The organism is Streptomyces sp. NPDC048415 (genome assembly GCF_040651675.1).
Taxonomy (GTDB): Bacteria; Actinomycetota; Actinomycetes; order Streptomycetales; family Streptomycetaceae; genus Streptomyces.
The window spans coordinates 19,096-42,375 of the sequence record NZ_JBEZKJ010000072.1 but is presented as its reverse complement, the minus strand read 5'-3'; the positions used below and the strand labels follow the sequence as shown (position 1 = coordinate 42,375).

General features: G+C 70.3%; 25 protein-coding genes, 1 tRNA gene and 1 pseudogene. 9 read left to right on the top strand and 18 right to left on the bottom strand.

The features are described from left to right. Positions 1-173: 173 nt before the first annotated feature. Both AB0D27_RS33570 and AB0D27_RS33565 read left to right on the top strand, forming a co-directional pair. Positions 174-642, top strand: a pseudogene (locus AB0D27_RS33570) (MFS transporter); the annotation flags it as partial. 123 nt (positions 643-765) lie between these two features. Next, entirely contained in the window at positions 766-1,575 is an 810-nt protein-coding gene (locus AB0D27_RS33565) for a TetR/AcrR family transcriptional regulator (protein ID WP_362516202.1), read from the top strand. Positions 1,576-2,032: 457 nt separating this feature from the next. Here the strand turns inward: AB0D27_RS33565 and AB0D27_RS33560 are convergent, their stop codons facing one another. Then, positions 2,033-2,497, bottom strand: a complete 465-nt coding sequence (locus tag AB0D27_RS33560) for a PPOX class F420-dependent oxidoreductase (protein ID WP_362516201.1) — start codon at positions 2,495-2,497, stop codon at positions 2,033-2,035. Between the two features lie 154 nt (positions 2,498-2,651). On the opposite strand from AB0D27_RS33560, the gene AB0D27_RS33555 reads away from it, so the two are divergent. Further along, a complete protein-coding gene (locus AB0D27_RS33555; RefSeq protein WP_362516212.1) occupies positions 2,652-3,380 on the top strand; it encodes an ANTAR domain-containing protein in 729 nt (242 codons plus the stop codon). Between the two features lie 28 nt (positions 3,381-3,408). Then, positions 3,409-4,125: a GAF and ANTAR domain-containing protein gene (locus AB0D27_RS33550; RefSeq protein ID WP_362516200.1), complete on the top strand. Its 717-nt coding sequence runs from the start codon at positions 3,409-3,411 to the stop codon at positions 4,123-4,125. Here the strand turns inward: AB0D27_RS33550 and AB0D27_RS33545 are convergent. The 3 genes from AB0D27_RS33545 to AB0D27_RS33535 all read right to left on the bottom strand — a co-directional run bounded on the left by AB0D27_RS33545 (position 4,108) and on the right by AB0D27_RS33535 (position 8,066). Continuing rightward, positions 4,108-4,929, bottom strand: a complete 822-nt coding sequence (locus tag AB0D27_RS33545; RefSeq protein ID WP_362516198.1) for a YceI family protein — start codon at positions 4,927-4,929, stop codon at positions 4,108-4,110. The genes AB0D27_RS33550 and AB0D27_RS33545 overlap by 18 nt on opposite strands. Before the next feature lie 95 nt (positions 4,930-5,024). Beyond that, entirely contained in the window at positions 5,025-7,541 is a 2,517-nt protein-coding gene (locus tag AB0D27_RS33540) for an MFS transporter (RefSeq protein ID WP_362516196.1), read from the bottom strand. Between the two features lie 21 nt (positions 7,542-7,562). Further along, the gene (locus AB0D27_RS33535) at positions 7,563-8,066 is read right to left on the bottom strand and encodes a MarR family transcriptional regulator (protein ID WP_362516194.1); all 504 of its coding nucleotides are present in this window, start codon (positions 8,064-8,066) and stop codon (positions 7,563-7,565) included. Between the two features lie 260 nt (positions 8,067-8,326). On the opposite strand from AB0D27_RS33535, the gene AB0D27_RS33530 reads away from it, so the two are divergent. Continuing rightward, complete coding sequence (locus AB0D27_RS33530; RefSeq protein ID WP_362516192.1) at positions 8,327-8,524, top strand: hypothetical protein; 198 nt, start codon at positions 8,327-8,329, stop codon at positions 8,522-8,524. A gap of 9 nt (positions 8,525-8,533) precedes the next feature. Here the strand turns inward: AB0D27_RS33530 and AB0D27_RS33525 are convergent, their stop codons facing one another. The 9 genes from AB0D27_RS33525 to AB0D27_RS33485 all read right to left on the bottom strand — a co-directional run bounded on the left by AB0D27_RS33525 (position 8,534) and on the right by AB0D27_RS33485 (position 14,428). Beyond that, on the bottom strand, positions 8,534-8,824 hold the full coding sequence (locus tag AB0D27_RS33525; RefSeq protein WP_362516191.1) for a hypothetical protein: 291 nt from the start codon (positions 8,822-8,824) through the stop codon (positions 8,534-8,536). Between the two features lie 486 nt (positions 8,825-9,310). Beyond that, positions 9,311-10,216 (bottom strand): RNA polymerase sigma factor SigF, encoded by a 906-nt coding sequence (locus AB0D27_RS33520; RefSeq protein ID WP_362516189.1) that lies wholly within the window; start codon positions 10,214-10,216, stop codon positions 9,311-9,313. Positions 10,217-10,460: 244 nt separating this feature from the next. Continuing rightward, positions 10,461-11,363, bottom strand: coding sequence for an RNA polymerase sigma factor SigF (locus AB0D27_RS33515; RefSeq protein ID WP_362516211.1), 903 nt, complete (start codon positions 11,361-11,363; stop codon positions 10,461-10,463). 170 nt (positions 11,364-11,533) lie between these two features. Continuing rightward, entirely contained in the window at positions 11,534-11,827 is a 294-nt protein-coding gene (locus AB0D27_RS33510) for a Dabb family protein (RefSeq protein WP_362516187.1), read from the bottom strand. Positions 11,828-11,858: 31 nt separating this feature from the next. Next, positions 11,859-12,038, bottom strand: coding sequence for a hypothetical protein (locus AB0D27_RS33505; protein WP_362516185.1), 180 nt, complete (start codon positions 12,036-12,038; stop codon positions 11,859-11,861). A 303-nt stretch (positions 12,039-12,341) separates the two neighbouring features. Next, a tRNA-Ser gene (locus AB0D27_RS33500) sits at positions 12,342-12,426 on the bottom strand. Positions 12,427-12,489: 63 nt separating this feature from the next. Beyond that, a complete protein-coding gene (tadA, locus tag AB0D27_RS33495) occupies positions 12,490-12,921 on the bottom strand; it encodes a tRNA adenosine(34) deaminase TadA (RefSeq protein WP_362516209.1) in 432 nt (143 codons plus the stop codon). A 519-nt stretch (positions 12,922-13,440) separates the two neighbouring features. After that, positions 13,441-13,983 carry a hypothetical protein gene (locus tag AB0D27_RS33490; protein ID WP_362516207.1) on the bottom strand — a complete coding sequence of 181 codons (543 nt, stop codon included), beginning with the start codon at positions 13,981-13,983 and terminating at the stop codon, positions 13,441-13,443. 262 nt (positions 13,984-14,245) lie between these two features. Further along, positions 14,246-14,428: a hypothetical protein gene (locus AB0D27_RS33485; protein ID WP_362516183.1), complete on the bottom strand. Its 183-nt coding sequence runs from the start codon at positions 14,426-14,428 to the stop codon at positions 14,246-14,248. Positions 14,429-14,566: 138 nt separating this feature from the next. Here AB0D27_RS33485 and upp point away from each other — a divergent pair, with 138 nt between their 5' ends. Beyond that, the gene (gene upp / locus AB0D27_RS33480; protein ID WP_362516181.1) at positions 14,567-15,202 is read left to right on the top strand and encodes a uracil phosphoribosyltransferase; all 636 of its coding nucleotides are present in this window, start codon (positions 14,567-14,569) and stop codon (positions 15,200-15,202) included. Between the two features lie 9 nt (positions 15,203-15,211). Here the strand turns inward: upp and AB0D27_RS33475 are convergent, their stop codons facing one another. Together AB0D27_RS33475 and AB0D27_RS33470 are read right to left on the bottom strand one after the other, a co-directional pair. Further along, a complete protein-coding gene (locus AB0D27_RS33475; protein WP_362516205.1) occupies positions 15,212-15,832 on the bottom strand; it encodes a LytR C-terminal domain-containing protein in 621 nt (206 codons plus the stop codon). A gap of 222 nt (positions 15,833-16,054) precedes the next feature. Further along, positions 16,055-16,351 (bottom strand): type II toxin-antitoxin system VapB family antitoxin, encoded by a 297-nt coding sequence (locus AB0D27_RS33470; protein ID WP_003955420.1) that lies wholly within the window; start codon positions 16,349-16,351, stop codon positions 16,055-16,057. A 104-nt stretch (positions 16,352-16,455) separates the two neighbouring features. Here AB0D27_RS33470 and AB0D27_RS33465 point away from each other — a divergent pair, with 104 nt between their 5' ends. Next, entirely contained in the window at positions 16,456-18,108 is a 1,653-nt protein-coding gene (locus tag AB0D27_RS33465) for a helicase HerA-like domain-containing protein (protein WP_362516180.1), read from the top strand. 297 nt (positions 18,109-18,405) lie between these two features. Here AB0D27_RS33465 and AB0D27_RS33460 read toward each other — a convergent pair whose 3' ends face one another. The 3 genes from AB0D27_RS33460 to AB0D27_RS33450 form a co-directional block, all read right to left on the bottom strand. Continuing rightward, positions 18,406-18,705: a hypothetical protein gene (locus AB0D27_RS33460; RefSeq protein ID WP_362516179.1), complete on the bottom strand. Its 300-nt coding sequence runs from the start codon at positions 18,703-18,705 to the stop codon at positions 18,406-18,408. Positions 18,706-18,873: 168 nt separating this feature from the next. Further along, positions 18,874-19,539: an HdeD family acid-resistance protein gene (locus tag AB0D27_RS33455; RefSeq protein WP_362516177.1), complete on the bottom strand. Its 666-nt coding sequence runs from the start codon at positions 19,537-19,539 to the stop codon at positions 18,874-18,876. Between the two features lie 274 nt (positions 19,540-19,813). Then, positions 19,814-20,407: an HhH-GPD-type base excision DNA repair protein gene (locus AB0D27_RS33450; RefSeq protein WP_362516175.1), complete on the bottom strand. Its 594-nt coding sequence runs from the start codon at positions 20,405-20,407 to the stop codon at positions 19,814-19,816. A 108-nt stretch (positions 20,408-20,515) separates the two neighbouring features. Between AB0D27_RS33450 and AB0D27_RS33445 the strand changes: the two genes are divergently transcribed. Both AB0D27_RS33445 and AB0D27_RS33440 read left to right on the top strand, forming a co-directional pair. Next, positions 20,516-22,597: a penicillin acylase family protein gene (locus AB0D27_RS33445; RefSeq protein ID WP_362516173.1), complete on the top strand. Its 2,082-nt coding sequence runs from the start codon at positions 20,516-20,518 to the stop codon at positions 22,595-22,597. Next, on the top strand, positions 22,594-23,223 hold the full coding sequence (locus tag AB0D27_RS33440) for a GNAT family N-acetyltransferase (RefSeq protein ID WP_362516172.1): 630 nt from the start codon (positions 22,594-22,596) through the stop codon (positions 23,221-23,223). The genes AB0D27_RS33445 and AB0D27_RS33440 overlap by 4 nt, the downstream gene beginning before the upstream one ends. Positions 23,224-23,280: the final 57 nt, after the last annotated feature.

Sequence of the window (23,280 nt, the reverse complement as noted above, 5' to 3'; positions counted from 1 at the left end):
CGTCCGGTCGTCCCGGGGGGGGGGCCCGGCCGCTCACACTCCGGGCCACCGCCACTTTCGTTTGTCGCCGGGGTGCGTTGCGCGGCGCACGGGGACTTTGTGCGTTGTACGGCGTAGGGGCACCGTTCTACGGTGTAGAGCGTGTCGACCTCCATCCCCAGCGCTGGCTGGTCTTCACGGGAGCCGTCGCGGGAGCCGTTCTCATCACGTTCCGGATGGGCGGTGCGCTGTTTCTGCTGACTCAGCATCTCCAGTACGTCCTGGGATACGGCCCGTTGGAGGCCAGGCTGGTTACGGCGCCGCTCGCGCTGTCGGTCGTGGCGCTGAACTTCTCCGGGCTCTGAGCGAAGTGGACGGCGCGGCTCGGCACGGCGGTGTCGATCGTGCTCGGCAACGCGCGGTTCGCCGCGTCGATTCCGGTCGCGGCGACCTCGCTTCCGGCCGCGCTCTGTGGAGGGGCGGGGGCGGATTTCGGACGCGTTCTCGGCCGGTGTGGAGACCAGCCGGCTGGTGGGTGCGGTCGCCGTACTTCTTGGTGGACTGCTGGCGGCGGCGTTGCTGTGGCAGGCGGAGAGGGCAGACTCCGCGGTGGCGGTGGCGGTGGCGGTGGCGGTGGCGGTGGCGGTTTCGGTTTCGGCGTAGGGGGTGCGGGTGCGGGGGCGCCGTGGTGGCGGTTTCCGCGGAGCGCCCGCTTAGCATCATCAGGAGGGTGGACCGGGGAGTTCCGGCCCGGCCCCGTGGTTCGAGTTCCGAGGAAGGTGGGCCATGGCGAGGGCAGCCGACCGGGCCAAGCGTCCGGCGCGGACCAGTGTCTGGCTGGAGGGCAAGGCTCCCCGTGGCGGGGCGGCCCGTGGGGGCGGCCAGCCGTCGGGGCTCGACCGGGGGCGGATCACCGAGGTCACGGTGCGGCTGCTGGACGCGGAGGGGCTGGCGAAGTTCTCCATGCGCCGGCTGGCGGCGGAGCTGAACGTCACGGCGATGTCCGTGTACTGGTACGTCGACACCAAGGACGATCTGCTGGAGCTGGCTCTCGACGCGGTGTTCGGTGAGCTGGAGCTGCCGGATGCGGGTCCGGATGCGGGGTCGGACGTGGAGTCGGACGTGGGGTCGGGTGAGGGCTGGCGGGAGCAGTTGCGGGCGCTTGCCGGTGGGTACCGGGCGCTGCTGGTGCGGCATCCGTGGGTTTCCCCGCTGATCGGGAACTTTCTGAATATCGGGCCGCACTCCATGGCGTTCTCGCTGCGGGTGCAGCAGGTGATCCGGAGTACCGGGCTGCCGCCGCACGGGCAGATGGGGGCGCTGTCGGCGGTGTTCCAGTTCGTGTACGGGTTCGGCACGATCGAGGGGCACTTTGTGCAGCGGTGCGCTTCGGCCGGTGTGACCCAGGACGAGTACTTCCGTCAGGCCATGAGCACGATCGGCGAACAGCCGCAGTTCGCGGCGAACTTCGAGAGTGCCGCCGATTTGATGGAGGCTCGGGGTGGGGACACGGTGGAGGAGATGCGGGAGCGGGACTTCGGGTTTGCGCTGGAGATGCTGATCGCGGGGATCGAGGCGATGGTTGCGCGGGGCTGAGCGCCGGTTCGCCCACGGTCCGGTGGGGGGTCGGGGCCGCGTCGGTACATCCGCCCGCTTCCGGAGGGATCGGCTGTGGGCTGGGAACCTGAGCGCCGGTTCGCCCATGGTCCGGTGGGGGGTCGGGGCCGCGTCGGTACATCCGCCCGCTTCCGGAGGGATCGGCTGTGGGCTGGGAACCTGAGCGCCGGTTCGCCCATGGTCCGGTGGGGGGTCGGGGCCGCGCCGGTACATCCGCCCGCATCCGGACGGATCGGCTGTGGGCCGGGAAGTGCTGTCTTCTTTGGATCCGTCCGGATGCGGGCATTCGATGTACCGACACGGCCCCTTCCGCCCGGGGGGCGGGTGCGGGCCGCGTAGCTGTGGGCAATCGAGCCGCTGGGGCGATGGGGGTCCCCCCGCTCACGCCGGGTTGCGCACCCATCTGCCTCGGATCACGTGCCGGGTGCCGTGAGTCCTACGGTGCCAGGCGCGCCGGGAAGCCGCCTGTTGCCACGGGTCCCCAGTGCTGGGGGGTGACCCGGATGATCGACTTGCCCTGTTTGAGCATCGCCTCGCGGTACTCGTCCCAGTCGGGGTGTTCGCCGGCGATGTTGCGGTAGTACTCGACGAGGGGCTCGACGGAGTCGGGGGAGTCGATGACCTCGGCGGTGCCGTCGATCTGGACCCAGGGGCCGTTCCACTCGTCGCTCAGGACGATGAGGCTGACGCGGTCGTCCCGCTTGGCGTTGCGGGTCTTGGCGCGCTCGGGATAGGTGGAGACGACGATGCGGCCCGCGTCGTCGACGCCGCAGGCGAGCGGGGAGCCCTGGGGGCTGCCGTCGGCACGGCGGGTGAGGAAGATGGCGCGGTGCCGGGGGCGTACGAAGTCCAGCAACTCGTCGAGGGAGACGGAGGTGTTTGTCGCGATGTTGGGTGCCATACGGCCAGCCTAGGACGCGAGCGGTTGTGACGCGTGTGACCTCTGCCGGTGGGCGGCACCTCACCCCATCGGAGCAGCTAAAGTGCTGTTCGTCCTGTGCTCGCAGTCGGGAATGTGCTGCGGAGCTCTCCTGCGCATGGCCGTTTGGCCGTGCATGCCGAAGAGGTTCGTGGTGGCTGCGTCCGAGTTTTCTGAATTGCCCCGTTTTGCCAAGGGGTTTGAGCTGGCCGAGGCCTTGACGGTCGCCGCTGAGCAGCTGCACGCCACGTCCAGTCCCCACGGGACCCTGCGTACCGCCGTCCGGCTTGCCGTGCATCTGCTGCCCGGCGCCGAGCACGCCGGGATCTCGGTGCTCGAGCGCACGGAGCGCCGCCAGACCCTCGTCTGGACCGACGAGGTCGTTCGCTCCGCGGACACGCTGAACGCGGGCCGTGAGCACCACCCGTACTGGAATCGGCTGTGGAGCGCACCCGTCGCCCGTATCGAGGACAGCGCGTCCGGTGAGGGGGAAGGCGATCTCGCGCTCTCCAGCCTCGGACTGCGCTCGGTGCTCTCGCTGCGGCTGCGCGCCGACCGGCGTCGGCTGACCGTGCTGACGGCTTACGCCCGCGAGCCGCGCGCCTTCGACGACACGGCCACCCGGATCGGCCGGCTGTTCACCGCGCATGTCAGCATCGCGCTGGAGTCGGCGACCGTACGCGAACAGCTCACCGAGGCCATGCGCACCCGGGACCTGATCGGGCAGGCCACGGGCATCCTCATGGAGCGCCTCGACATCGACGCGGCCGGTGCCTTCGACAGCCTCGTACGGACCTCGCAGCGGGAGAACATCAAGCTGCGCGACCTGTCCCGGCGCATTGTGGACACCCGCGCGGGCGCATGAGGGGGACGGAAAGGGATATCCGGTCTGTATGAGTCCGTCCGTCGATCGTGCCGAGGCCGCGGAATCCAGCACTTTGCATCAGGCGCTTGCGCGCAGCGACGGGGTGGACACGCTGCTGCGGGACATCACCGAGCGGGCGGTGAGTGCCGTGGAGGGAGCCGTGGCCAGCAGCGTCACCGTGCGGCGCGACGGGCGGCTGCTGACCCTGGCGGGCAGCGACGGGCTGCCGAGCGGGCTGGATCTGCGGCAGTACGAGAACGGGGACGGGCCGTGTGTGCAGGCGGCGCGGGAGGATGAGGAGCAGCACGTTCCCGTTCTGTCCGAGGAGACCCGCTGGCCCTCGTATGTCGAGTACGCGCGTTCCCTGGGGGTGCGTTCGGTGCTCGCCGTTCCGCTCGCGGTCGACGGGGAGACCGATGCCGCCCTCAATCTCTACGCCGTCGAGGAGGACGCCTTCCGCGGGCGCCGCGAGATCGCCCGGGCCTTCGCGGAGAGCGCCTCGACCGCCATCAACGCCGCCCTGCGCATCGAGCGCGAGCGGGCCGGCCCGGACGACGTGCGCACCGCGCTGCTCTCCCGCAGCGTGATCGACCAGGCGATCGGCATCCTCATGGCCCAGGAGCGCTGCACCGCGCAGACGGCGCTCGCCGTGCTGCGCCGCGCCTCCCAGGACTCGAACGTCAAACTCCGTGATCTGTGCGGGGATCTGGTGGCCCGGACGACCGGCTCAGGCAGAGGGCAGTGATTCTCCCTGCACCGCCTGGATGTCCAGCTCCACCCTCAGGGTCGTGCCGATGGCCGAGATGCCGGCCTGGACGACCTGGTTGTAGTTCATGGCGAAGTCCTCGCGGTGCAGTTCGGCCGTGGCCCGGAACGCGGCGCGGGTGCCGCCCCAGGGGTCGGCGCCGGTGCCGAGGTAGGCGAGGTTCAGGTCGACCGGGCGTACGACGCCGTGCATGGTCAGTTCGCCGTGCACCGTCCAGCGGTCGGAGCCGGCGGAGGTCAGGCCCGTCGAGCGGTAGGTGATCTGGGGGTACGTCTCGACGTCCAGGAAGTCCGGCGACTTCAGGTGGCCGTCGCGCATCCCGTTGCCCGTGTCGATGGAGGCCGACTGGATGACCGCCTCCACGCGCGACTTGGTCACGTCGTCAGGGGCGATCTCGATGGCGCCGGAGAAGTCGGTGAAGCGGCCGTGCACGCTGGAGATGCCCAGGTGCTGGGCCACCGCGCCCACGGAGGAGTGGGCCGGGTCGATGGTCCAGGGGCCGGGCGGGGGCAGTTCGCTGCCGCCCTGGCGGGCGAGGGTCACGGTGCCGATCTCGGCCCGGCCGCTCGCCGTGACGATCGCGCCGGCCGCGGCGGGCGCGTATCCGACCGCGGTGACGATCACGGTGTACGCGCCGGGTGCGAGGGAGGTCGTGTCGCGCACGGCTCCCTCGGGGTCCGCCTCGGCCCGCAGGACCTGGGCGCCCGTCATGTCGGTCACCGTGACGACCGCGTGCGACACGGCCCATCCGTCCCGCGTACGGATCTTCGCGGTCAGTCCCATGTGCAGTAACTCCTTGCGATGCAGCAAATGAAACCGGCCCGTGGGGGGCGCACCTCCGCTCAGAGTGCGCGCGTCCCCACGGGCCGGGGTTCGAACTACTCGCCGGGGTGGGCGAGTTCGATGTCGTGGTCGTCGACGCCTCGGCCGGAGACCGTCAGTGCCGTCGCCACCGGGGGGTAACCCGTCGCGATGACCGTGTACTCGCCGCCGTCCAGATCGGTGAAGGCGTACGCGCCGTCCTCACCGGTCCTGGCCGTGCCGACCACGTTGCCGGCCGCGTCCACCAGCGTCACCCGGGCGTCCGCGAGGGCGCCGTGCGGTGCCCGTACGACACCCTGGAGCTGGGCGCCCGAGTCGAGTTCGACCTCGATCCGGGTGACTCCGGTGCCGCCGACCTCGACGGGCAGGGCCTTCGGCCGGTGACCCGCGGCGTTCACCGCGACCGTCACCACACCCGGCACCAGCTCGGCGAAGCCGAACTCGCCCTGCTCACCGGTGGTTCCGGTGGCGAGCACATCACCGCGAACGTCGGTCACGATGACCATGGCGTCCTTGACCGGCGTGCCGCCCTCGGCGGCCCGGACGGCACCGCTCAGCCCGCTCGTGCCGCTCAGCAGGATGTCGTAGGCGACCGGTTCGTCGTTCACGAGGACCGTCGAGGCCTGCGGCTGGAAGCCGTCGGCGGAGGCGATCAGGACGTACGACCCGACGCCGGGCGCGTCCACCGCGTACGAGCCGTCGGCCTGCGCGACCGAGCGGCCGAGCTGCCGTCCCGCGAGCGAGATCAGCGTGACCGCGGCCTGCGGCACCGGCGCGCTCTCGGCGCCGCGGACATGACCGCGTACCGGGATCCCGCCGGACGGGGGCACGGGGGCGCTCTCCCTCGTCGCGGTGGCGACGGCGGCGAGCCGCTGGGTTCCCGCGGGGCCCGCCTCGGTCTCCGAGACGGCGGCCCAGCTCGGGACCTTCTCCGTGACCGGCTCGGCGGCCGGGGCCTCCGCCTTCGCTTCCGCGTTCGCCTCCGCCGCCTGTGCCAGCGCGCCCGACGTCCGCAGCGGGACCTCCTTGATGAACAGCACGATGAGGAAGGCGACCAGCGCCATGCCCGCGGCGATCAGGAAGACGTCCGCGATGCCGTGGCCGTACGCGCTCTCCATCACGGTGCGCAGCGGCGCGGGAAGCTTGTCCATGTCGGGGATGCTGGAGCTGGAGCTCGAACCGGACGCCAAGGAGGCGTACTTCGGGCCGAGGTCGGTCAGGCCGTCCTTGACGTAGTCGGTGATCCGGTTGGCCATCACCGCGCCGAGCGCGGAGACACCGATCGCACCGCCGAGGGAACGGAAGAAGGTGACGGTGGAGCTGGCCGCGCCCAGCTCGGAGGGCGCCACCTGGTTCTGCGTGGACAGCACCAGGTTCTGCATCATCATGCCGATGCCGAGACCCAGCAGCGCCATGAAGATCGCGATGTGCCAGTACGTCGTGTCGTAGCGGATGGTGCCGAGCAGTCCGAGGCCCGCGGTGATCAGCAGGCCACCGGCGACCAGCCAGTACTTCCACCGGCCCGTCTTGGTGATGACCTGGCCGGAGACCGTGGAGGAGATGAACAGGCCGCCGATCATCGGGATCGTCATGACACCCGACATCGTCGGGGACTTGTCCCGGGCCAGCTGGAAGTACTGGCTGAAGAACACCGTGCCGGTGAACATCGCGACACCCACGAAGAGCGACGCGAGGGAGGACAGGGTGATGGTGCGGTTGCGGAACAGCCGCAGCGGGATGATCGGCTCGCTCGCCTTGGACTCGACCAGGATGAACAGCAGCCCGAGGACGACCGCGCCGCCGACCATCGCGTACGTCTGCCACGAGATCCAGTCGTACTTGTCACCGGCGAAGGTGACCCACAGGAGCAGCAGCGAGACGGCGGCGGAGATGAAGAACGCGCCGCCCCAGTCGACCTTCACGTCCCGCTTCACGACGGGCAGGTGCAGGGTCTTCTGCAGCACGATCAGCGCGATGACCGCGAAGGGCACACCGACGTAGAAGCACCAGCGCCAGCCGAGCCATGAGGTGTCCGTGATGACTCCGCCGAGCAGCGGGCCGCCGACGGTCGCGACGGCGAACGTCGCGCCGAGGTAGCCGGAGTAGCGCCCGCGCTCGCGCGGGGAGATCATCGCGGCCATCACGATCTGCGCGAGGGCGGACAGACCGCCGACGCCTATGCCCTGGACGACACGGCAGGCGATCAACATCTCGGGGTTCTGCGACAGGCCGGCGGCGGCCGATCCCAGGACGTAGATGATCAGGGCTAGCTGTACGAGCGCCTTCTTGCTGTACAGGTCGGAGAGCTTTCCCCACAGGGGCGTGGCCGCGGTCATGGAGAGCAGCGCGGCCGTGACCACCCAGGTGTAGGCGGACTGGCCGCCGCCGAGGTCGCCGATGATCTCGGGCAGGGCGTTGGTGACGATCGTCGACGACAGGATCGCGACGAACATGCCGAGCAGCAGCCCGGAGAGCGCCTCCATGATCTGCCGGTGCGTCATCGGAGTGCCGTCCGCGGCGCCTCCGTGCTTGGCGTGAGAGCCCCGCACACCGGTTGGTGTGGTCGTTGCCATGGGCTTCCTTTTCTTACGTAGTTACGCGGGTGTACGGGTGGTCAGTTCTGTTACGTCTGTCGCATACGGATGCGGGTGCGCGGTCCGCTGCGTGGAGCGGCAGTCGCCGAAGCTCTCCCGCAGCCGGCCCATGAGCGCGATGAGCAGCCCGACCTCCTGGTCGGACCAGTCGCTCAGCCGGGCGGCCAGCAGCCGCGAGGTGCGCCGGGACAGCTCGTCGAGCTGCTTCTGACCCGCGACGGTGAGCCGCACGATGCGTGAGCGCTTGTCGGCCGGGTCGGGGGACCGTTCGATCCAGCCCCGGTCGGCTACATGCGCGACATGGCGGCTGGTCACCGACATGTCCACGGCGAGCAGCTCGGCGAGCCTGCTCATCCGCATGGCGCCGTGGCGGCCCAGCAGCGTCAGGACGGCGGCCGAACCCGCCGGGCACTCGGGCGGCAGGATCCGCGCCATCTCCCTCTTCACGGCACCGACGGCACTGAGCTGACGAGCCAGCTCCTCGTACTGCGCCTGCTCGGCCATCGCCCCTCCGTATTCGTTGCTCCGGGCAACCATAAACAAGTTGGTTGCCACAGGCAAATGAAAGCCGGGCCACAGGCCCTAAAAACTTGGCAAAGGGGACCTGTCGGCCCGTCCAGCCTTTGAAGACGAGGCCGTCAGGCCGATACAGGGGTCTGGGGCCGGAGCCCCCAGGGTGGGTAGCGTCGGGGTGACCAAGGCAGCCAGTGCCAAGGGGACCCCGCACTTGGGCAGCCCCCACGAATTCGCTAGGGTCCAGGGCCATGGCAAACACCCAGGGCCCCGAGGGCAACTACGACCCCGCGGGTAGCACCCAGATGTTCCGCGCTTTCGTCGACGAGGCTCCCCAGGGCCGGCAGCAGCAGGCGGCCGCCCCCGCAGGGCCTCGCGTAGGCCTGATCGTCGGCGTCGTCGTCGCCGTGGCGATCATCGCCGCGGTGGCGTGGCTGGCGCTGAAGTAGCGGCGGCCGTCACTTCCACTGGACGGACACGTCCCGCGTCTCGATGTGCATGCCCAGCGGCACGCGCCACGCGTCGACGCACACCGTCCAGGTCTTGTCCTTCTTCGCGCCGGCGCCGATCGGCGCGGGAAGGGCCTCGGTGGACTCGATCGTCGCCCAGTCGATCCCGAGCGCCCCGATGATGTGCGTCCCGAGGGTCACCGTGCCCGAACGCACCGCCGCACCACCGGTGTTGCGGAAGGAGACGGTCACCTTCTCGCACCACCGCTGATCGGTGGCCCGGCGTGAGGGATCACCCACGCTGAGGGCGGCGGGTCCGGTGGGACCTGCCGCGCCGGTCCCGGAGGCCGTCGGGGTCGGTGACGGGGACGTATCGCCGGAACCACCGCTTGTACGGCCGGACTTGCCGGTCCGGGACGAGGGCGATGGCGTAACGCTGTGGGTGAGTCGACCACTTGGGCTGATGCCGGGCCCCGCGGTGTCGAAGCCACCCGACTCGGCGGTCTTCTTGGGCTCCGGAGATGCGGACCCGTCCCCACCCTCATCAAGAGGTATCAGCGACACCTCCCCCGTGGGCGCCACCACCGCCCCCGGCGATCCCCCGGCGGCCCCGACGGCGACGTACCCGCCGCCACCCCCGCCACTCCCGCACGCGGCCAGCACGCCTCCCAGACACACCACAGCCGCCGAGGCACCCACAAGGGCACCTCGGCGGCCGCGTATCGCATGGATCGACTCTCGACGCATCGCGCCAGTGTGACTGACGGTCCGTCAATTATGAAGTGTTCAGTCGGCGATGAGTCCTTCGCGCAGCTGCGCCAGCGTGCGGGTCAGCAGCCGGGAGACGTGCATCTGTGAGATGCCGACCTCCTCGCCGATCTGCGACTGGGTCATGTTCGCGAAGAAGCGGAGCATGATGATCCGGCGCTCGCGGGGCGGGAGTTTGGCGAGCAGCGGCTTGAGGGACTCGCGGTACTCGACGCCCTCCAGGGCGGTGTCCTCGTAGCCGAGGCGGTCGGCGAGGGAGCCCTCGCCGCCGTCGTCCTCGGGGGCGGGCGAGTCGAGCGACGACGCCGTGTACGCGTTGCCGACCGCGAGGCCGTCGACCACGTCCTCCTCGGACACACCGAGGACGACGGCGAGTTCGGCGACCGTCGGGGAGCGGTCGAGCTTCTGCGAGAGCTCGTCGCTGGCCTTGGTGAGGGCGAGGCGCAGCTCCTGGAGGCGGCGCGGCACGCGCACCGACCACGACGTGTCGCGGAAGAAGCGCTTGATCTCGCCGACGACGGTCGGCATCGCGAACGTCGGGAACTCCACGCCGCGTTCGCAGTCGAAGCGGTCGATCGCCTTGATCAGGCCGATCGTGCCGACCTGGACGATGTCCTCCATCGGCTCGTTGCGGGAGCGGAAGCGTGCTGCCGCGTACCGGACGAGCGGGAGGTTGAGTTCGATGAGGGTGTCCCGGACGTAGGCACGCTCGGGGCTGTTCTCGCCGAGTGCGGCGAGCCGCAGGAACAGGGAGCGGGACAGGGTGCGGGTGTCGATGGCGCCCGAGGACTCGGGAGCCGGGACGGCTTCGAGGGCCGGAGCGGCGTCGGGGGCCGGAAGGGCCGGGACATCGTGAAGCGCGTCGGGCGCGGACTCGCTCTTCGTGAGCGTGAGCACCTTCGAGCTGCCCTGGTCTGCGGACATGCCACCCCCTTTGGGTCGCGGACGGTAGCGGCAGTCGCTCCCGTCGGAGGAACGCAGCCTCCACCTGAATACCGGAGGCGGGGCCGCGGCAAACGCGCTTCCGGCAGAATGTCACATGTCGGCAACACGCTGTAGTGACATGTCGACATGTAAAGCATGAATAGGCCCTGGAAAGAAGGGGTCTGACGGTTTTTCAGCGCAGAACTGTCGGAAAAGGCGCCGCGGAGCGATTCGCTCCCACCGGTTACGCCTCGATCCTGTTTGCGGATCGAAGACGCGCGAAACTGCGGGCGAGCAGCCTTGACACGTGCATCTGGGAGACTCCCAGTTCGGCGCTGATCTGTGACTGGGTGAGATTGCTGTAGTAGCGCAGCAGCAGGATCCGCTGCTCGCGCTCGGGCAGCTGTACGAGCAGATGCCGTACGAGGTCACGGTGTTCGACACCGTCGAGCGCCGGGTCCTCGTAGCCGAGCCGGTCGAGCAGTCCCGGCATTCCGTCGCCCTCCTGGGCCGCTTCGAGGGAGGTGGCGTGGTAGGAGCGGCCGGCCTCGATGCAGGACAGCACCTCCTCCTCCGTGATGCGCAGCCGCTCGGCGATCTCGGCGGTGGTGGGCGAGCGCCCGAAGGCGGTCGTCAGGTCCTCCGTGGCGCCGTTCACCTGCACCCAGAGCTCGTGCAGGCGGCGCGGTACGTGGACGGTGCGTACGTTGTCGCGGAAGTACCGCTTGATCTCCCCGACGACCGTCGGCATCGCGAAGGTCGGGAACTGCACGCCTCGGTCCGGGTCGAAGCGGTCGATCGCGTTGATCAGGCCGATCGTGCCGACCTGGACGACGTCCTCCATGGGCTCGTTGCGGGAGCGGAAGCGGGCGGCCGCGTACCGGACGAGCGGGAGGTTGGCCTCGATGAGGGCCCCGCGTACGCGGTTGTGCTCGGTGGTGCCCGGCTCCAGCGTCTTGAGCTGGCCGAACAGCACCTGGGTGAGGGCCCGGGTGTCAGCGCCGCGACGCCGCTCGGGCGTGGCCTCCTGGAGGGCCTCCTGGAGCGGTTCCTGAATCGGTTCCTGGGGCGTTGCCTGGGCCGGCGTCTGGGCGGCCTGGGCCGGGGCTTCCTCCTGGGGCGGCGCTGTACTGGCCGACACGGTCAACGCCACCTCTTCATCATCCGTCAACGCATCCGTCAAAAGCGGTCATAGCATCACAAGACATGTGCACTGTGTGCAAGCACCGCATAACGCCGTGTTGAAGGAGAGTTGGGGCCATAAGCTGCGAAAAGCCCCCGGCCGGTTGCGGCCAGGGGCTCAGGGACAGGTGCGGCTCAGAACGGATAGTCGGCGATCACCCAGGTGGCGAACTCCCGCCACAGCGCGACGCCCGCCTGGTGCGCCGGGTGCTCCAGATACCGTGTCAGCGCGTCGGTGTCGTCGACGGCGGAGTTGATCGCGAAGTCGTACGCGATGGGCCGGTCGGTGATGTTCCAGTCGCATTCCCAGAACCGCAGCTCGGGGATCTGGCCGCCCAGCGCGCGGAAGGCGGCGACGCCCTCGACGACGCGCGGGTCGTCACGTCCCACGCCCTCGTTGAGCTTGAAGAGGACCAGATGGCGGATCACGGGAACTCCTTGGAGGTGCGGCGGACGACGCTCAGTTCTTGGCGCCGTCGGCGACCCACGTCATGAAGTCCCCGATGGCTTGAGCGGCACTCGATATGCCCTCGAACCCTATCTGGACGTAATCCGCGGCCTTGGCCGGATCCGTGATGATCACGTAGAGCGCGAAGACCACGAGTGCGTAGACGGCGATCTTCTTCGAATTCACCGCCATCGCGGCCTCCCTGTGACTGCTGCGCCCGGTGGGCCCCCTGTTGCCGGCGGTGAGTGTAACCTTCACGCCGCTTTTAAGGACCAACGGCTCGCTGGTCGAGGCCTTTTGCCGGACCGGTCCGGGAGGTTGAGGGCCCAGGATGGATGGTGCGGTGGGCCCGGCAGGAGTCCGCGGGGCCGGGACGGACCCCACTGCGGGATCCACGCCGCGGGCTTCCCCCGTCCTCGGCTGGGCGAGCCCGTAACGGGCGTCACGGCACGGGGAGCACGAAGGGCCCCGTCTCTCGACGGGGCCCTTCTCAAGCGGTAGCGGAGGGATTTGAACCCTCGGTGACTTGCGCCACACTCGCTTTCGAGGCGAGCTCCTTCGGCCGCTCGGACACGCTACCGAGGGAGACCTTACCCCAAGGTGGGTCGTGCTCTGAAATCCGTTTCCGGGGGACGTACGGGGGTCAGCGGTCGCGGAAGAAGTCGGTGAGGACGCGGGCGCAGTCGTCGGCGAGGACGCCCTCGATCACCTCGGGGCGATGGTTGAGCCGCCGGTCGCGTACGAGGTCCCACAGGGAGCCGGCCGCGCCCGCCTTCTCGTCGCGGGCGCCGTACACGACCCGGTCCACCCGGGACTGCACGAGCGCGCCCGCGCACATCGAGCAGGGCTCCAGGGTGACCACCAGCGTGCAGCCGGACAGCCGCCACTGGCCGAGTTCGCCCGCGGCCCTGCGCAGTGCGAGGACCTCGGCGTGCGCCGTCGGATCGCCGGTGGCCTCGCGCTCGTTGTGCCCGGTCGCGAGCACCGTCGTACCGTCCGCGGACAGCACGACGGCGCCGACGGGAACGTCCCCGCCCCGGACGGCCAGCCGGGCCTCGTCCAGAGCGAGCCGCATCGCGGCCCGCCAGCGGTCGCGCACGGGATCGGGTGGGAAGGTCTGGTCGGTGTTGCTCACCCGGCGAACCTAGCGGAGGGTTTCCGTGCCTGAGCCCGAGCCGGATCCGGCGGAGGCTTTCCGTGCGTGAGCCCGAGCCCGAGCCGGATCCGGCGGAGGCTTTCCGTGCGTGAGCCCGAGCCCGACCCGGATCCGGCGGAGGGCTTCCGTGCGTGAGCCCGAGCCCGAGCCGGCGGAAGCTCTTCGAGCGTGAGCCGGAGCCCGACCCGGCGGAAGCTCTTCGAGCGTGAGCCGGAGCCCGAGCCGACGGAAGCTCTCCGAGCGTGAGCCCGAGCCGGACCCGGCGGAGGCTTTCCGTGCGTGAGCTTGAGCCCGACCCGGCGGAAGCTTCCCTGCGTGAGCCCGAGCCGGCGCGAGATCCCCGGGGACAGACGTAAGGCCGCGTCAGACCCCGCTCACCGACGCCGACCGGGCGCCGTTGCCCGGAGCAGCCGGCCCGGCCTGCCCCGGAGACCAGGCCTAGCGCACCGTCTCCAGGACCTCCGCCGCTCCCAGGGCGTCGGCGATCGTGTTGAGCGCGTCGCCTTCGTCCAGGGCGAGGAGTTCCTTCTCGCTCACTCCGAGGTCGGCGAGGATGTCGCGGTCCCCGACGGGGCTGTGCGACACGGCCTCGCCGGACACGGTTTCCTCGTTTTCTTCTTCGTCGGAGTCGTCGCCGTCGGGTTCACCGTCCTCCGTGCCGTCCAGGTCGAGGGAGTCCAGGTCGGCGTCGTCGTCACCGGGCTCCCGTCCTAGTAGTTCGTCGGTGAGCAGGATCTCGCCGTACGAGCTGCGGGCGGCCGCGGCGGCGTCCGAGACGTAGATACGAGGGTCCTCCTCGCCGTCCACGCGGACGACGCCGAACCACGCGTCCTCCTGCTCGATGAGTACGAGCACCGTGTCCTCGTCCGAGGCTTCACGGGCCAGGTCGGTCAGATCCGACAGGGTCTCCACATCGTCGAGCTCTGTGTCGCTCGCTTCCCACCCGTCTTCGGTGCGCGCGAGCAGTGCGGCGAAGTACACCGTGACTCTCCCACTGGTCATAGGCGTGCCGGTTGGGGATCCCCCCGGCGGAGGCTGTGGGCGGGGCGTGCTGCTCCGAGGTCCCACCCACTCGGAATCGTGGCAGAAACAGAGCGCTCAGGGGACGTCTTCGGCCTGCTGTGTCTGCCTCTTTTGATCGGTAACAGCGGATCGTACGCGGCTGTCGGCGCCGCGTACGTACCTCCTCGCCCGACACGGGCTCGCGCGGCGCGGGCGGGACACCGACTTCACCGTGGGCGGTCTACCAGCGGAAGCTGCGCATGCGCATGGCGTGGCGCAGACGCGCGGCCTTGGCGCGGCGGGGCTGGACGCGGTCGCGCAGCTCGCGGGCCTCGGTCAGTTCCCTGAGGAACTGGGCGCGCCGCCGCCTGCGGTCGGCGTCGGTCTCCAGCCGCTCGGGGGACTCCTCTTCCGGGTTCCGCATAGGCACACCACCCCAGGTCCGTCCCTCCCACTTTCCCTCTGATGGGCGGTTTGATGCCAGCACACGGGTTAATGCGGGAGCCGGGCCTTGCCGGGCTGGACAGTGGCGGGGGCGCAGGGCCCGGCTACTGTGGTGGACATGCGTCTCCACGTCGTCGACCACCCCCTGGTCGCCCATAAGCTCACCACCCTGCGCGACCGGCGCACCGACTCCGCGACCTTCCGGCGGCTCGCCGACGAGCTGGTCACCCTGCTCGCCTACGAGGCCACCAGGGACGTACGCACGGAGCAGGTCGACATCGTGACCCCCGTCGCCCCGACCACGGGCGTCAAGCTCTCCTACCCGCGTCCGCTGGTCGTGCCGATCCTGCGGGCGGGCCTGGGAATGCTGGACGGCATGGTGCGCCTGCTGCCGACCGCCGAGGTGGGCTTCCTGGGCATGGTGCGCGACGAGGAGACGCTCCAGGCCTCTACGTACGCCACCCGCATGCCCGACGATCTCTCCGGGCGCCAGGTGTACGTCCTGGACCCGATGCTGGCCACCGGCGGCACCCTCGTCGCGGCGATCCATGAGCTGATCAAGCGCGGCGCCGACGACGTCACCGCCGTGGTCCTGCTCGCCGCCCCCGAAGGCGTCGAGCTCATGGAGCGCGAGCTGGCGGGCACACCGGTCACCGTCGTCACGGCCTCGGTCGACGAGCGGCTCAACGAGCACGGCTACATCGTGCCGGGCCTCGGGGACGCGGGGGACCGGATGTACGGGGCTGCCGAGTAGGTACGGGGTTCAGCAGCTCTTGTTCGTGGTGGAGGGCGTCGGCTGGGGCTTGGCCAGGACGGCCAGGGCTTTGTCGGCGTCCTCCTTCTTCGTCAGCGCCTTGAAGCCGGTACCGATGATGAGGTCGACCTCGGTGGCCTTGTCGCGTCCGTCGGTCTTGAGTTGGGCGCCGGGGAGCTGTGTGTTGAGGACGGGGAGTGCGGCCCCGTAGGCGGCCTTCGCGCCGAGCAGTATCCCGGCGCCTGCGACCTTCTTGTCGTACGCGTCCGTCGCGTTGCCCACGTCGCCGATCTTGAACCCGCGCTTCTTGAGTTCGTCCGCGGTCTCTTTGGCGAGCCCGCTGCGGGGCGTGGCGTTGAAGACGTTCACGGTGATCTGGCCGGGCGTGGGCAGCGCCTTGGCGGCGATGCTCGGTGACGGGCTGACCTTCGAGGCGCAGTCGGTCTTGGGTCCGGCCGCCGAAGCCTTGTCGCCGCCGCCCGTGAAGACGTCGATGAGCTGCAGTGTGCCCCATCCGATCAGCCCGAGTGCGGTGACGGAGGCGACGACGAGGAAGACGAGCCTGCGGCGCCCCCGGGGTCGGCGCATCCGCGGGTACTTGTCCCCCGTGATCCGGTACTGGCCGCCCATGCCAGGGGGAGTGAGCATGCTCATGGGCGCAGCGTAGTGTGCCGGGACGGCGATGCCTACTAAATGATCATTGCCCGATGCTCAGTCCAACCCAAAAGGGTCAACGGGCGGGTGAGCCTCGGTCCCAAGGGCGTCGGCCGAGCTCGGCGGCGGGTGCGTCTCTGCCCGTGGGGGCGTCAGCCGAGTAGCGCGGCGGCGGGTGCGTCTCTGCCCCTGGGGGCGTCAGCCGAGCTCGAGCACGCGCGCGTGGAGCACTTGGCGCTGCTGGAGCGCCGCGCGGACGGCGCGGTGCAGGCCGTCCTCCAGGTACAGGTCGCCCTGCCACTTCACTACGTGCGCGAACAGGTCGCCGTAGAAGGTGGAGTCCTCGGCGAGGAGGGTCTCCAGGTCCAGCTGGCCCTTGGTCGTCACGAGCTGATCGAGGCGGACCGGGCGCGGCGCGACGTCCGCCCACTGCCGGGTGCTTTCCCGGCCGTGGTCGGGGTACGGCCGGCCGTTTCCGATGCGCTTGAAGATCACACGGAAAGCCTACCGGTCATGACCTTCCGGGCGCAGCCTGAGCGTCGGAGTGCGACGCTGGAAAAACGCCGCAAATCCGTGTGAATCGGGAACAGAGGCCTGATATGAGTGACAGCGAGACCGTGCCGTCGGCTGCCTCTGACACCGCGCCCACGGCCGCCGCCGAAACCCGCGAAACCCCCAGAAGTGCTCCCGCACTCCCCCAGGAAGCCCTGAAGATCGCCTCCGGGTACGCCTTCACGGGTCCCGCCCTCGATCTGGGCGCCCTGCTCTGGGACGGCCCCTGCCTGCCCGACGTACAGATCCGCATCCCGCTGCCGATGCTCAACCGGCACGGACTGGTCGCGGGCGCCACCGGCACCGGCAAGACCAAGACACTCCAGCTGATCGCCGAGCAGCTCTCGGCCCAGGGCGTGCCCGTCTTCCTCGCCGACATCAAGGGTGATGTGTCGGGCGTTTCGGCGCCGGGCGTGTCGAACGACAGGGTCCAGGAGCGTGCCCGGGACGTCCACCAGGAGTGGACGCCGACCGGCTGTCCGGCCGAGTTCTACGCGCTGGGCGGGATGGGCCACGGCATCCCCGTACGCGCCACGATCACCAGCTTCGGCCCGGTGCTGCTCTCCAAGGTGCTCCAGCTCAACCAGACCCAGGAGCAGTCGCTCGGCCTGATCTTCCACTACGCCGACCAGAAGGGCCTGGACCTGGTCGACCTCAAGGATCTGCGCGCGGTCGTCGCCTTCCTGACCTCGGACGAGGGCAAGCAGGAGCTGAAGGGGATCGGCGGTCTGTCCACCGCCACGGCCGGGGTGATCCTGCGCTCCCTCACCGCGTTCGAGGCGCAGGGCATGAGCCCGTTCTTCGGAGAGCCGGAGTTCGACACGAGCGAGCTGCTGCGTACGGCGTCTCAGGGGCGCGGCGTGGTGTCCGTCCTGGAACTCCCCGAGGTCCAGGACAAACCGCAGCTCTTCTCGACCTTCCTGATGTGGCTGCTCGCCGACCTCTTCCACGACCTGCCCGAGGTCGGCGACGCCGACAAGCCGAAGCTCGTCTTCTTCTTCGACGAGGCCCATCTGCTCTTCAACGACGCGTCGAAGGCCTTCCTGGACTCCATCACGCAGACCGTCCGGCTCATTCGCTCGAAAGGGGTCGGCGTCTTCTTCGTGACGCAGACCCCGAAAGACGTACCCGGCGATGTCCTCGCCCAGCTCGGCAACCGCGTCCAGCACGCGCTGCGCGCCTTCACCCCGGACGACCAGAAGGCGCTGAAGGCCACCGTGAAGACCTTCCCCAACTCCGGGTACGACCTGGAAGAGGTCCTCACCGGCCTCGGCACCGGCGAGGCCGTCGTCACCGTGCTGAGCGAGAAGGGCGCGCCGACACCGGTCGCGGTGACGCGGCTGCGGGCGCCGCAGTCCCTGATGGGGCCGGTTGAGGAGGGCGTGCTCGATCAGGTGGTGAAGGGGTCTTCGTTGTACGGGCGGTACGCGCAGGCGGTGGACCGGGAGTCGGCGTACGAGAAACTCACGGCGGCGCAGGCCCAGGCCCCGGAGCCTCCTCGGCCCGCGTCGAGAGCGAAGGCCAGGGAGACCAAGGAGTCCAAGGAGCCCAGGGAGCCCAGGGAGCCCAGGGAGGAAGCCTCGGTCGTCGAACAGGTCGTCGGCAGTGGGCTCTTCAAGTCCCTCGCCCGGTCGGTCGGTACGCAGATCGGGCGTGAGATCACCCGCTCGCTCTTCGGGACGGCGCGGCGGCGGAGGTAAGGGGGCGGAGGTAAGGGGCGACCACCCCGGAGCGGGGCGGTCGCCGTCGTGATCAGTCCCGTCCGTGTTCCTTCGGGGACGTCTTCCGTTGGGGGCTTTGGGGACCTTGGGGGGCCTGTCGGCCTTGTGTGCCGGACGGCTGTCCGTCCGGGGCCGGCCGGGTGTCCCGCCTCGGCGCGTTGCGTAGGGCTTCGGCGCGCAGCAGGGCGCGCAGAACCGCGTAGGGGTCGCTGGTCATGGATGTGTCCTCGAGTTCGCTGGTGAGTGACCGGTCGGCCGGTTGGGTGGCCGGGTCTGTCAGCAGCGCAGGACCACGCAGCGCAGGAGGCGCGGGAGCGGGGAGTACGGGGGAGGCGCGGCTACGGGGCCGCGGCTGGGCTCCGGCCCCGTGCCCGTGACGGCGCGCACGCGCGGGGCGGCGAGGAGGCGGTGTCCCTGCCGGGCGGAGGGGTGCAGGACCGAGTCGAGTACGTCGTGCTCGGCGGCGCTGGTCTCGGAGCTGACGGTCGCCGGGGGCGTGGCGAGTGCCTCGGGATGCGGGCCCGCCGCCAGCATGGCGACGACCAGGAGGACGAGAAGGCGGAGCAAGGTCCTCACGGGAGCCCCTTCCCGCGCCCGCCCGTGGCGGCGCAGCGAGTGCGGGAGGCGCGGGGAGGGGCTCATGAGACCTCATCTCCCCACCGAAGGCGGGTGCTTCATCGGACTCGCCGGGAGATACATCCTGTTGGCGTACGTGGCGGGCGCGGAGTTGACGCCGGGGGGCGCTCAGACGACCTGCGGGACGCGCCGGGCGCCGGAGCGGATCCGAATCGCCGTGACGATCTCGGCGATGCCGACCGCGACGAGCCACCAGCCGCCGACGAGCGTGAGCACGGCGACGGACGCGAACGGGGACACGATCAGCACGATGCCCGCCAGGAAGCTGACGATCCCGAGGAAGACCTGCCAGCCGCGGGCCGGCACGCTCGGGTCGGACGCGGCGGCGAGCGTCTGTGTGATGCCGCGGAAGAGCCAGCCGATGCCGATCCACAGGGCGAGCAGGAGGATCGACTGCATCGCGCCGCGGAAGCAGAACAGCCCCAGCAGGATCGATACGGCGCCGCTGATGAACGCCATGACGCGCAGAGAGGTCGCCGCATGCGTGCCGAACGCCGCGGCAAGCTGCAGGACCCCGCTGACGAGCAGATAAAGGCCGAAGAGGACACCGGCGGCGAGAAGCGAGGCGCCCGGCCACACCAGCACCATGACGCCCAGCACCAGGGCGGCGATTCCCGCGACGAGAACGGTTTGCCATGCAGTGCGCGTCAACAGATGCAGCGGCCCCTCGACGAGGGGCCCTTCCACGGGACCACGCGGATCCCTCGCCTGCGCGTGCACGCGTCGATCGTCATATTCAGGGCTCCAGGGGGAGCCTTCTGGGGGCTCGGTCATACCCCAGGGTGTGAACGGTCATGGGGATCCCGCCACCGCTGTTAGCCCGTCCGGTCTCAGCCCGTCCGGTCTCAGCCCGTCCGGCGTTCGAGGACGAGCGCGAAGCGCGATACGGGGGTCTGAGGGGCGGCCCCCGGATGAGAGCCGGGCAGGGGCGGAGGGGCGAAACCCGCTGTAGGCCCGGGCAGGGGCGGAGGGGCGAAACCCGCTGTAGGCCCGGGCAGGGGCGGAGGGGCGAAACCCGCTGTAGGCCCAGGCAAGGGGAACGCGTGCGCTACTTGCCGGAGGCCTTCGCGGCCTTGGCCGCCGCCTTCATCTCCTGCTTGTGCGCCCGCACCTTCGCCAGCGACTCGGGCCCAGTGATGTCGGCCACCGACCGGAAGGACTTCGCCTCCCCGTAGGCCCCCGCGGCCTCACGCCATCCCTTGGGCCGCACCCCGAGCTGCTTGCCCAGCAGCGCCAGGAAGATCTGGGCCTTCTGAGCCCCGAACCCGGGAAGCTCCTTGAGCCGCTGAAGCAGCTCGTCCCCCGTCTTGGCGTCCTTCCACAGCGCGGCGGCATCGCCCCCGTAGTGCTCCACGAGGTACTGGCACAGCTGCTGCACCCGCTTGGCCATCGATCCGGGATAACGGTGCACCGCCGGCTTGGCGGAGAGCAGCGAGGCGAACTTCTCGGGGTCGTACGCCGCGATCTCGTGCGCGTCGAGATCGTCCGTCCCCATCCGCCGGGCAATCGTGTACGGCCCCGCGAAGGCCCACTCCATGGGTACCTGCTGGTCCAGCAGCATGCCGACCAGCGCGGCGAGCGGGCTGCGGCCGAGCAGTTCGTCGGCTTCGGACTGCTGGGCGAGGTGAAGAGTGACGTCCATGGACCGATGATCCCGCGTACGGGGCCCGGTCGCGCGGCCTGCCTGAGCTCACGATTCCGACGAGGTGTAAGTTAGGTTAGCCTAACCTGATACGAGTGGGGATGGAACGTGACCGCCGAAACCTACCGTGACCCCTGGGGCATCCCCCACCTGCGCGCGGACAGCGCAGGCGAACTCGCCCACGCCCAGGGCCGGACCACCGCCCTGGACCGCGCCTGGCAGCTGGAAGTCGAACGGCACCGCTCGCAGGGCACCTCGGCCGCCTTCCTCGGCGCCGACGCCGTCGCCTGGGACCGGTTCGCGAGGCAGGCCAGGCTCGACGACACCGCGCGACGCTGTTTCGCGGCCCTGGAGAGACGGGATCCCGAGACCGCCGAGTGGGTCGCCTCGTACGTCGACGGAGTCAATGAGGGCCTCGCCGAAGGCGCCCGCCGCGCACCGGAGTTCGCCGCGACCGGGCTCGCTCCCGGCCGGTGGGAGCCCTGGAGCCCGCTCGGCGTCTGGCTCGCCACGCACATCCTCTTCGCCGGGTTCCCCGCGAAGCTGTGGCGCGAGGAGGTCGTACGGCGGCTGGGCGCGGAGGCGGTCGCGCTGTTCGCCACGGACGGGCCGGGCACGTCGGGCAGCAACGGGTGGCTGCTGAGCGGCGAACGGACCGTCACCGGGCGGGCGCTCATCGCGGGGGACCCCCACCGCTTCATCGAGGACCCCGGCGTCTACCAGCAGATCCGCCTCTCCTGCCCCGAGTTCGACGTCGTCGGGCTCGCGGTCCCCGGCGTCCCGGGCATCGCCCACTTCGCCCACGCCGGAACGGTCGCCTGGGCGATCACCAACGCCATGGCCGACTACCAGGACCTGTACCGGGAACGCCTGCGGGTCACCGGCACCGATGACAGTGTGTCCGTCGAAGCACTCGATTCGGACGGAGAGTGGCGGCCGGCGCGGCGGCACACGGAGACGATCGAGGTGGCCGGCGGCGAGTCCGTCGAGGTCGAGGTGACCGAGACGGCACGCGGACCGGTGATCATCACAGCGGCCGAGGCGCGGGAGCCCATCAGTCTGCGCTACCCGCCCCGCGTCACGGAGGACCTCGGCTTCAGCGCGCTCCTTCCCCTCCTGCGCGCCCGCCGAGTCGCCGACGTCGACCGGGCGTTCGACCGCTGGGCGGAGCCCGTGAACGTCGTGCAGGCCGCCGACGTCGAGGGCGGTCTGCTGCACCGGGTGGCGGGAAAGGTCCCGGTCCGCGGCGAGGACAACCGCACCCGGGTGGTGGCCGCGTGGGAGGCCGGGCACGACTGGCTCGGCTGGCACGAGACGCCGTACGGACCCGTCGAGGACGGCATCGCGGTGATGGCGAACCAGCGCGGCCCGGCCACCCCGCTCGGCGTCGAGTTCGCCCCTCCGCACCGCGCCACGCGCATCCGCCGGCTCCTCGACGCGTCGCGGAAGTGGTCCGCGCAGGACATGCCCGCCGTCCACATGGACACCCATCTCGCCTCGGCGGCATCCCTGTTGGACCGGCTCGTCGAGGGGGACCTCAGCCCCGAGGCGGCCGAGCTGAGGGATCAACTCCTGTGCTGGGACCGGCACATGGACGCCGACAGCACGGTGGCGGCGGCCTACGCCGCGGTGCGCGGCACGGTCGTACGGCGGCTCGTGGCGCACCCCGCGCTGGCCGTCCTGGCCGACCCGCCCGCATACCCGGAGGTCTTCCTCCCCTGGCTCGCGCTCACGCCCCGCGTCGGCTACGCCCTGGAAAACCTGCTGAACGCACCGGAGTTGTACGGCATCGATCGCGACTCGGTCGTCCGCGAGGCCGTCGAAGAGGTGGCCGCCCGGCGGACGTCCCCCACCTGGGGCGACACCCACCGGCTCGCGCCGTGGCGCGCGCTCACCGGTTCGTCGTACGACGAAGGCACGTCGTACGACGAACCGGGACTGTCCGGCGACCACCACTGTGTGCTGTGCACATCGGCGGTGCCCGGTCTCACCGACCTGAGCGCGCGCGGGCCCGCCGCCCGATACGTCTGGGATCTCGCGGACCGCGACCACAGCCTCTGGGTGGTTCCCTTCGGCGCCGACGGTGTCCCCGGTTCGGCCCACCACCGTGACCAACTCCCCTTGTGGCGCGAGGGAGATCTCGTCCCGGTGACCACCGACTGGAACAAGCTGACCAAGGAAGAGGCATGACGACTGAGACGTACGCCCAGGATCGCGAGGCCGTGCACGAGCAACTGCTCGACGGCTTCGGCACCGTCCGTGTCGTGCCGGTCGATCCGCATGCCGACCTGGACGTCATCCACGGCTGGGTCACACAGGAGCGGGCCCGGTTCTGGGGGATGAACGGGCTCACCAGGGAGCAGGTGCGCAAGACGTACGTCCAGCTGGACTCCCTCGACACCCATCACGCCTTCCTCGCGGTCAAGGACGGCCGGCCGGCCGCGCTCTTCCAGACGTATGAGCCTGAGGCCGACCGCGTCAGTGAGTGCTACGACGTCCGGTCCGGCGACATCGGCGTACACCTGTTGATCGGACCCGCGGGTCCCGGCGGTGACCGGCCGGGCTGGTCGTCCGCCCTGCTGACCGCGTTCGCGACGTATGTGCTGATCGGCCTGGACCGGCAGCGGGTCGTGGTCGAGCCGGACGCGCGCAACGCCAAGGCGATCTCCCGCCTGACCCGGCAGGGCTTCGTCCCCGCACACGAAGTCGTGCTGCCCGAAATAGACCTGCCCGACGTCTACTTGCCCGAGAAGCGCGCCCAACTCCTCTTCCTCTCCAGGGAGACCTTCGGGGAAGGTTCCTCAGCGGGGCGGTGAGCAGCGCGCGGTCCTCGTCCGTACGTATCCGAGACCCTGGAAAAGCGCAGAACTCGG

Coding starts and splice junctions, on each gene's coding strand:
- AB0D27_RS33565 (WP_362516202.1), top strand. CDS start 766: ATGGCGAGGGCAGCCGACCGGGCCAAGCGTCCGGCGCGGACCAGTGTC.
- AB0D27_RS33560 (WP_362516201.1), bottom strand. CDS start 2,497: ATGGCACCCAACATCGCGACAAACACCTCCGTCTCCCTCGACGAGTTG.
- AB0D27_RS33555 (WP_362516212.1), top strand. CDS start 2,652: ATGCCGAAGAGGTTCGTGGTGGCTGCGTCCGAGTTTTCTGAATTGCCC.
- AB0D27_RS33550 (WP_362516200.1), top strand. CDS start 3,409: ATGAGTCCGTCCGTCGATCGTGCCGAGGCCGCGGAATCCAGCACTTTG.
- AB0D27_RS33545 (WP_362516198.1), bottom strand. CDS start 4,929: ATGGGACTGACCGCGAAGATCCGTACGCGGGACGGATGGGCCGTGTCG.
- AB0D27_RS33540 (WP_362516196.1), bottom strand. CDS start 7,541: ATGGCAACGACCACACCAACCGGTGTGCGGGGCTCTCACGCCAAGCAC.
- AB0D27_RS33535 (WP_362516194.1), bottom strand. CDS start 8,066: ATGGCCGAGCAGGCGCAGTACGAGGAGCTGGCTCGTCAGCTCAGTGCC.
- AB0D27_RS33530 (WP_362516192.1), top strand. CDS start 8,327: ATGGCAAACACCCAGGGCCCCGAGGGCAACTACGACCCCGCGGGTAGC.
- AB0D27_RS33520 (WP_362516189.1), bottom strand. CDS start 10,216: ATGTCCGCAGACCAGGGCAGCTCGAAGGTGCTCACGCTCACGAAGAGC.
- AB0D27_RS33505 (WP_362516185.1), bottom strand. CDS start 12,038: ATGGCGGTGAATTCGAAGAAGATCGCCGTCTACGCACTCGTGGTCTTC.
- tadA (WP_362516209.1), bottom strand. CDS start 12,921: ATGCGGCTCGCTCTGGACGAGGCCCGGCTGGCCGTCCGGGGCGGGGAC.
- AB0D27_RS33485 (WP_362516183.1), bottom strand. CDS start 14,428: ATGCGGAACCCGGAAGAGGAGTCCCCCGAGCGGCTGGAGACCGACGCC.
- upp (WP_362516181.1), top strand. CDS start 14,567: ATGCGTCTCCACGTCGTCGACCACCCCCTGGTCGCCCATAAGCTCACC.
- AB0D27_RS33475 (WP_362516205.1), bottom strand. CDS start 15,832: ATGGGCGGCCAGTACCGGATCACGGGGGACAAGTACCCGCGGATGCGC.
- AB0D27_RS33465 (WP_362516180.1), top strand. CDS start 16,456: ATGAGTGACAGCGAGACCGTGCCGTCGGCTGCCTCTGACACCGCGCCC.
- AB0D27_RS33455 (WP_362516177.1), bottom strand. CDS start 19,539: ATGACCGAGCCCCCAGAAGGCTCCCCCTGGAGCCCTGAATATGACGAT.
- AB0D27_RS33450 (WP_362516175.1), bottom strand. CDS start 20,407: ATGGACGTCACTCTTCACCTCGCCCAGCAGTCCGAAGCCGACGAACTG.
- AB0D27_RS33440 (WP_362516172.1), top strand. CDS start 22,594: ATGACGACTGAGACGTACGCCCAGGATCGCGAGGCCGTGCACGAGCAA.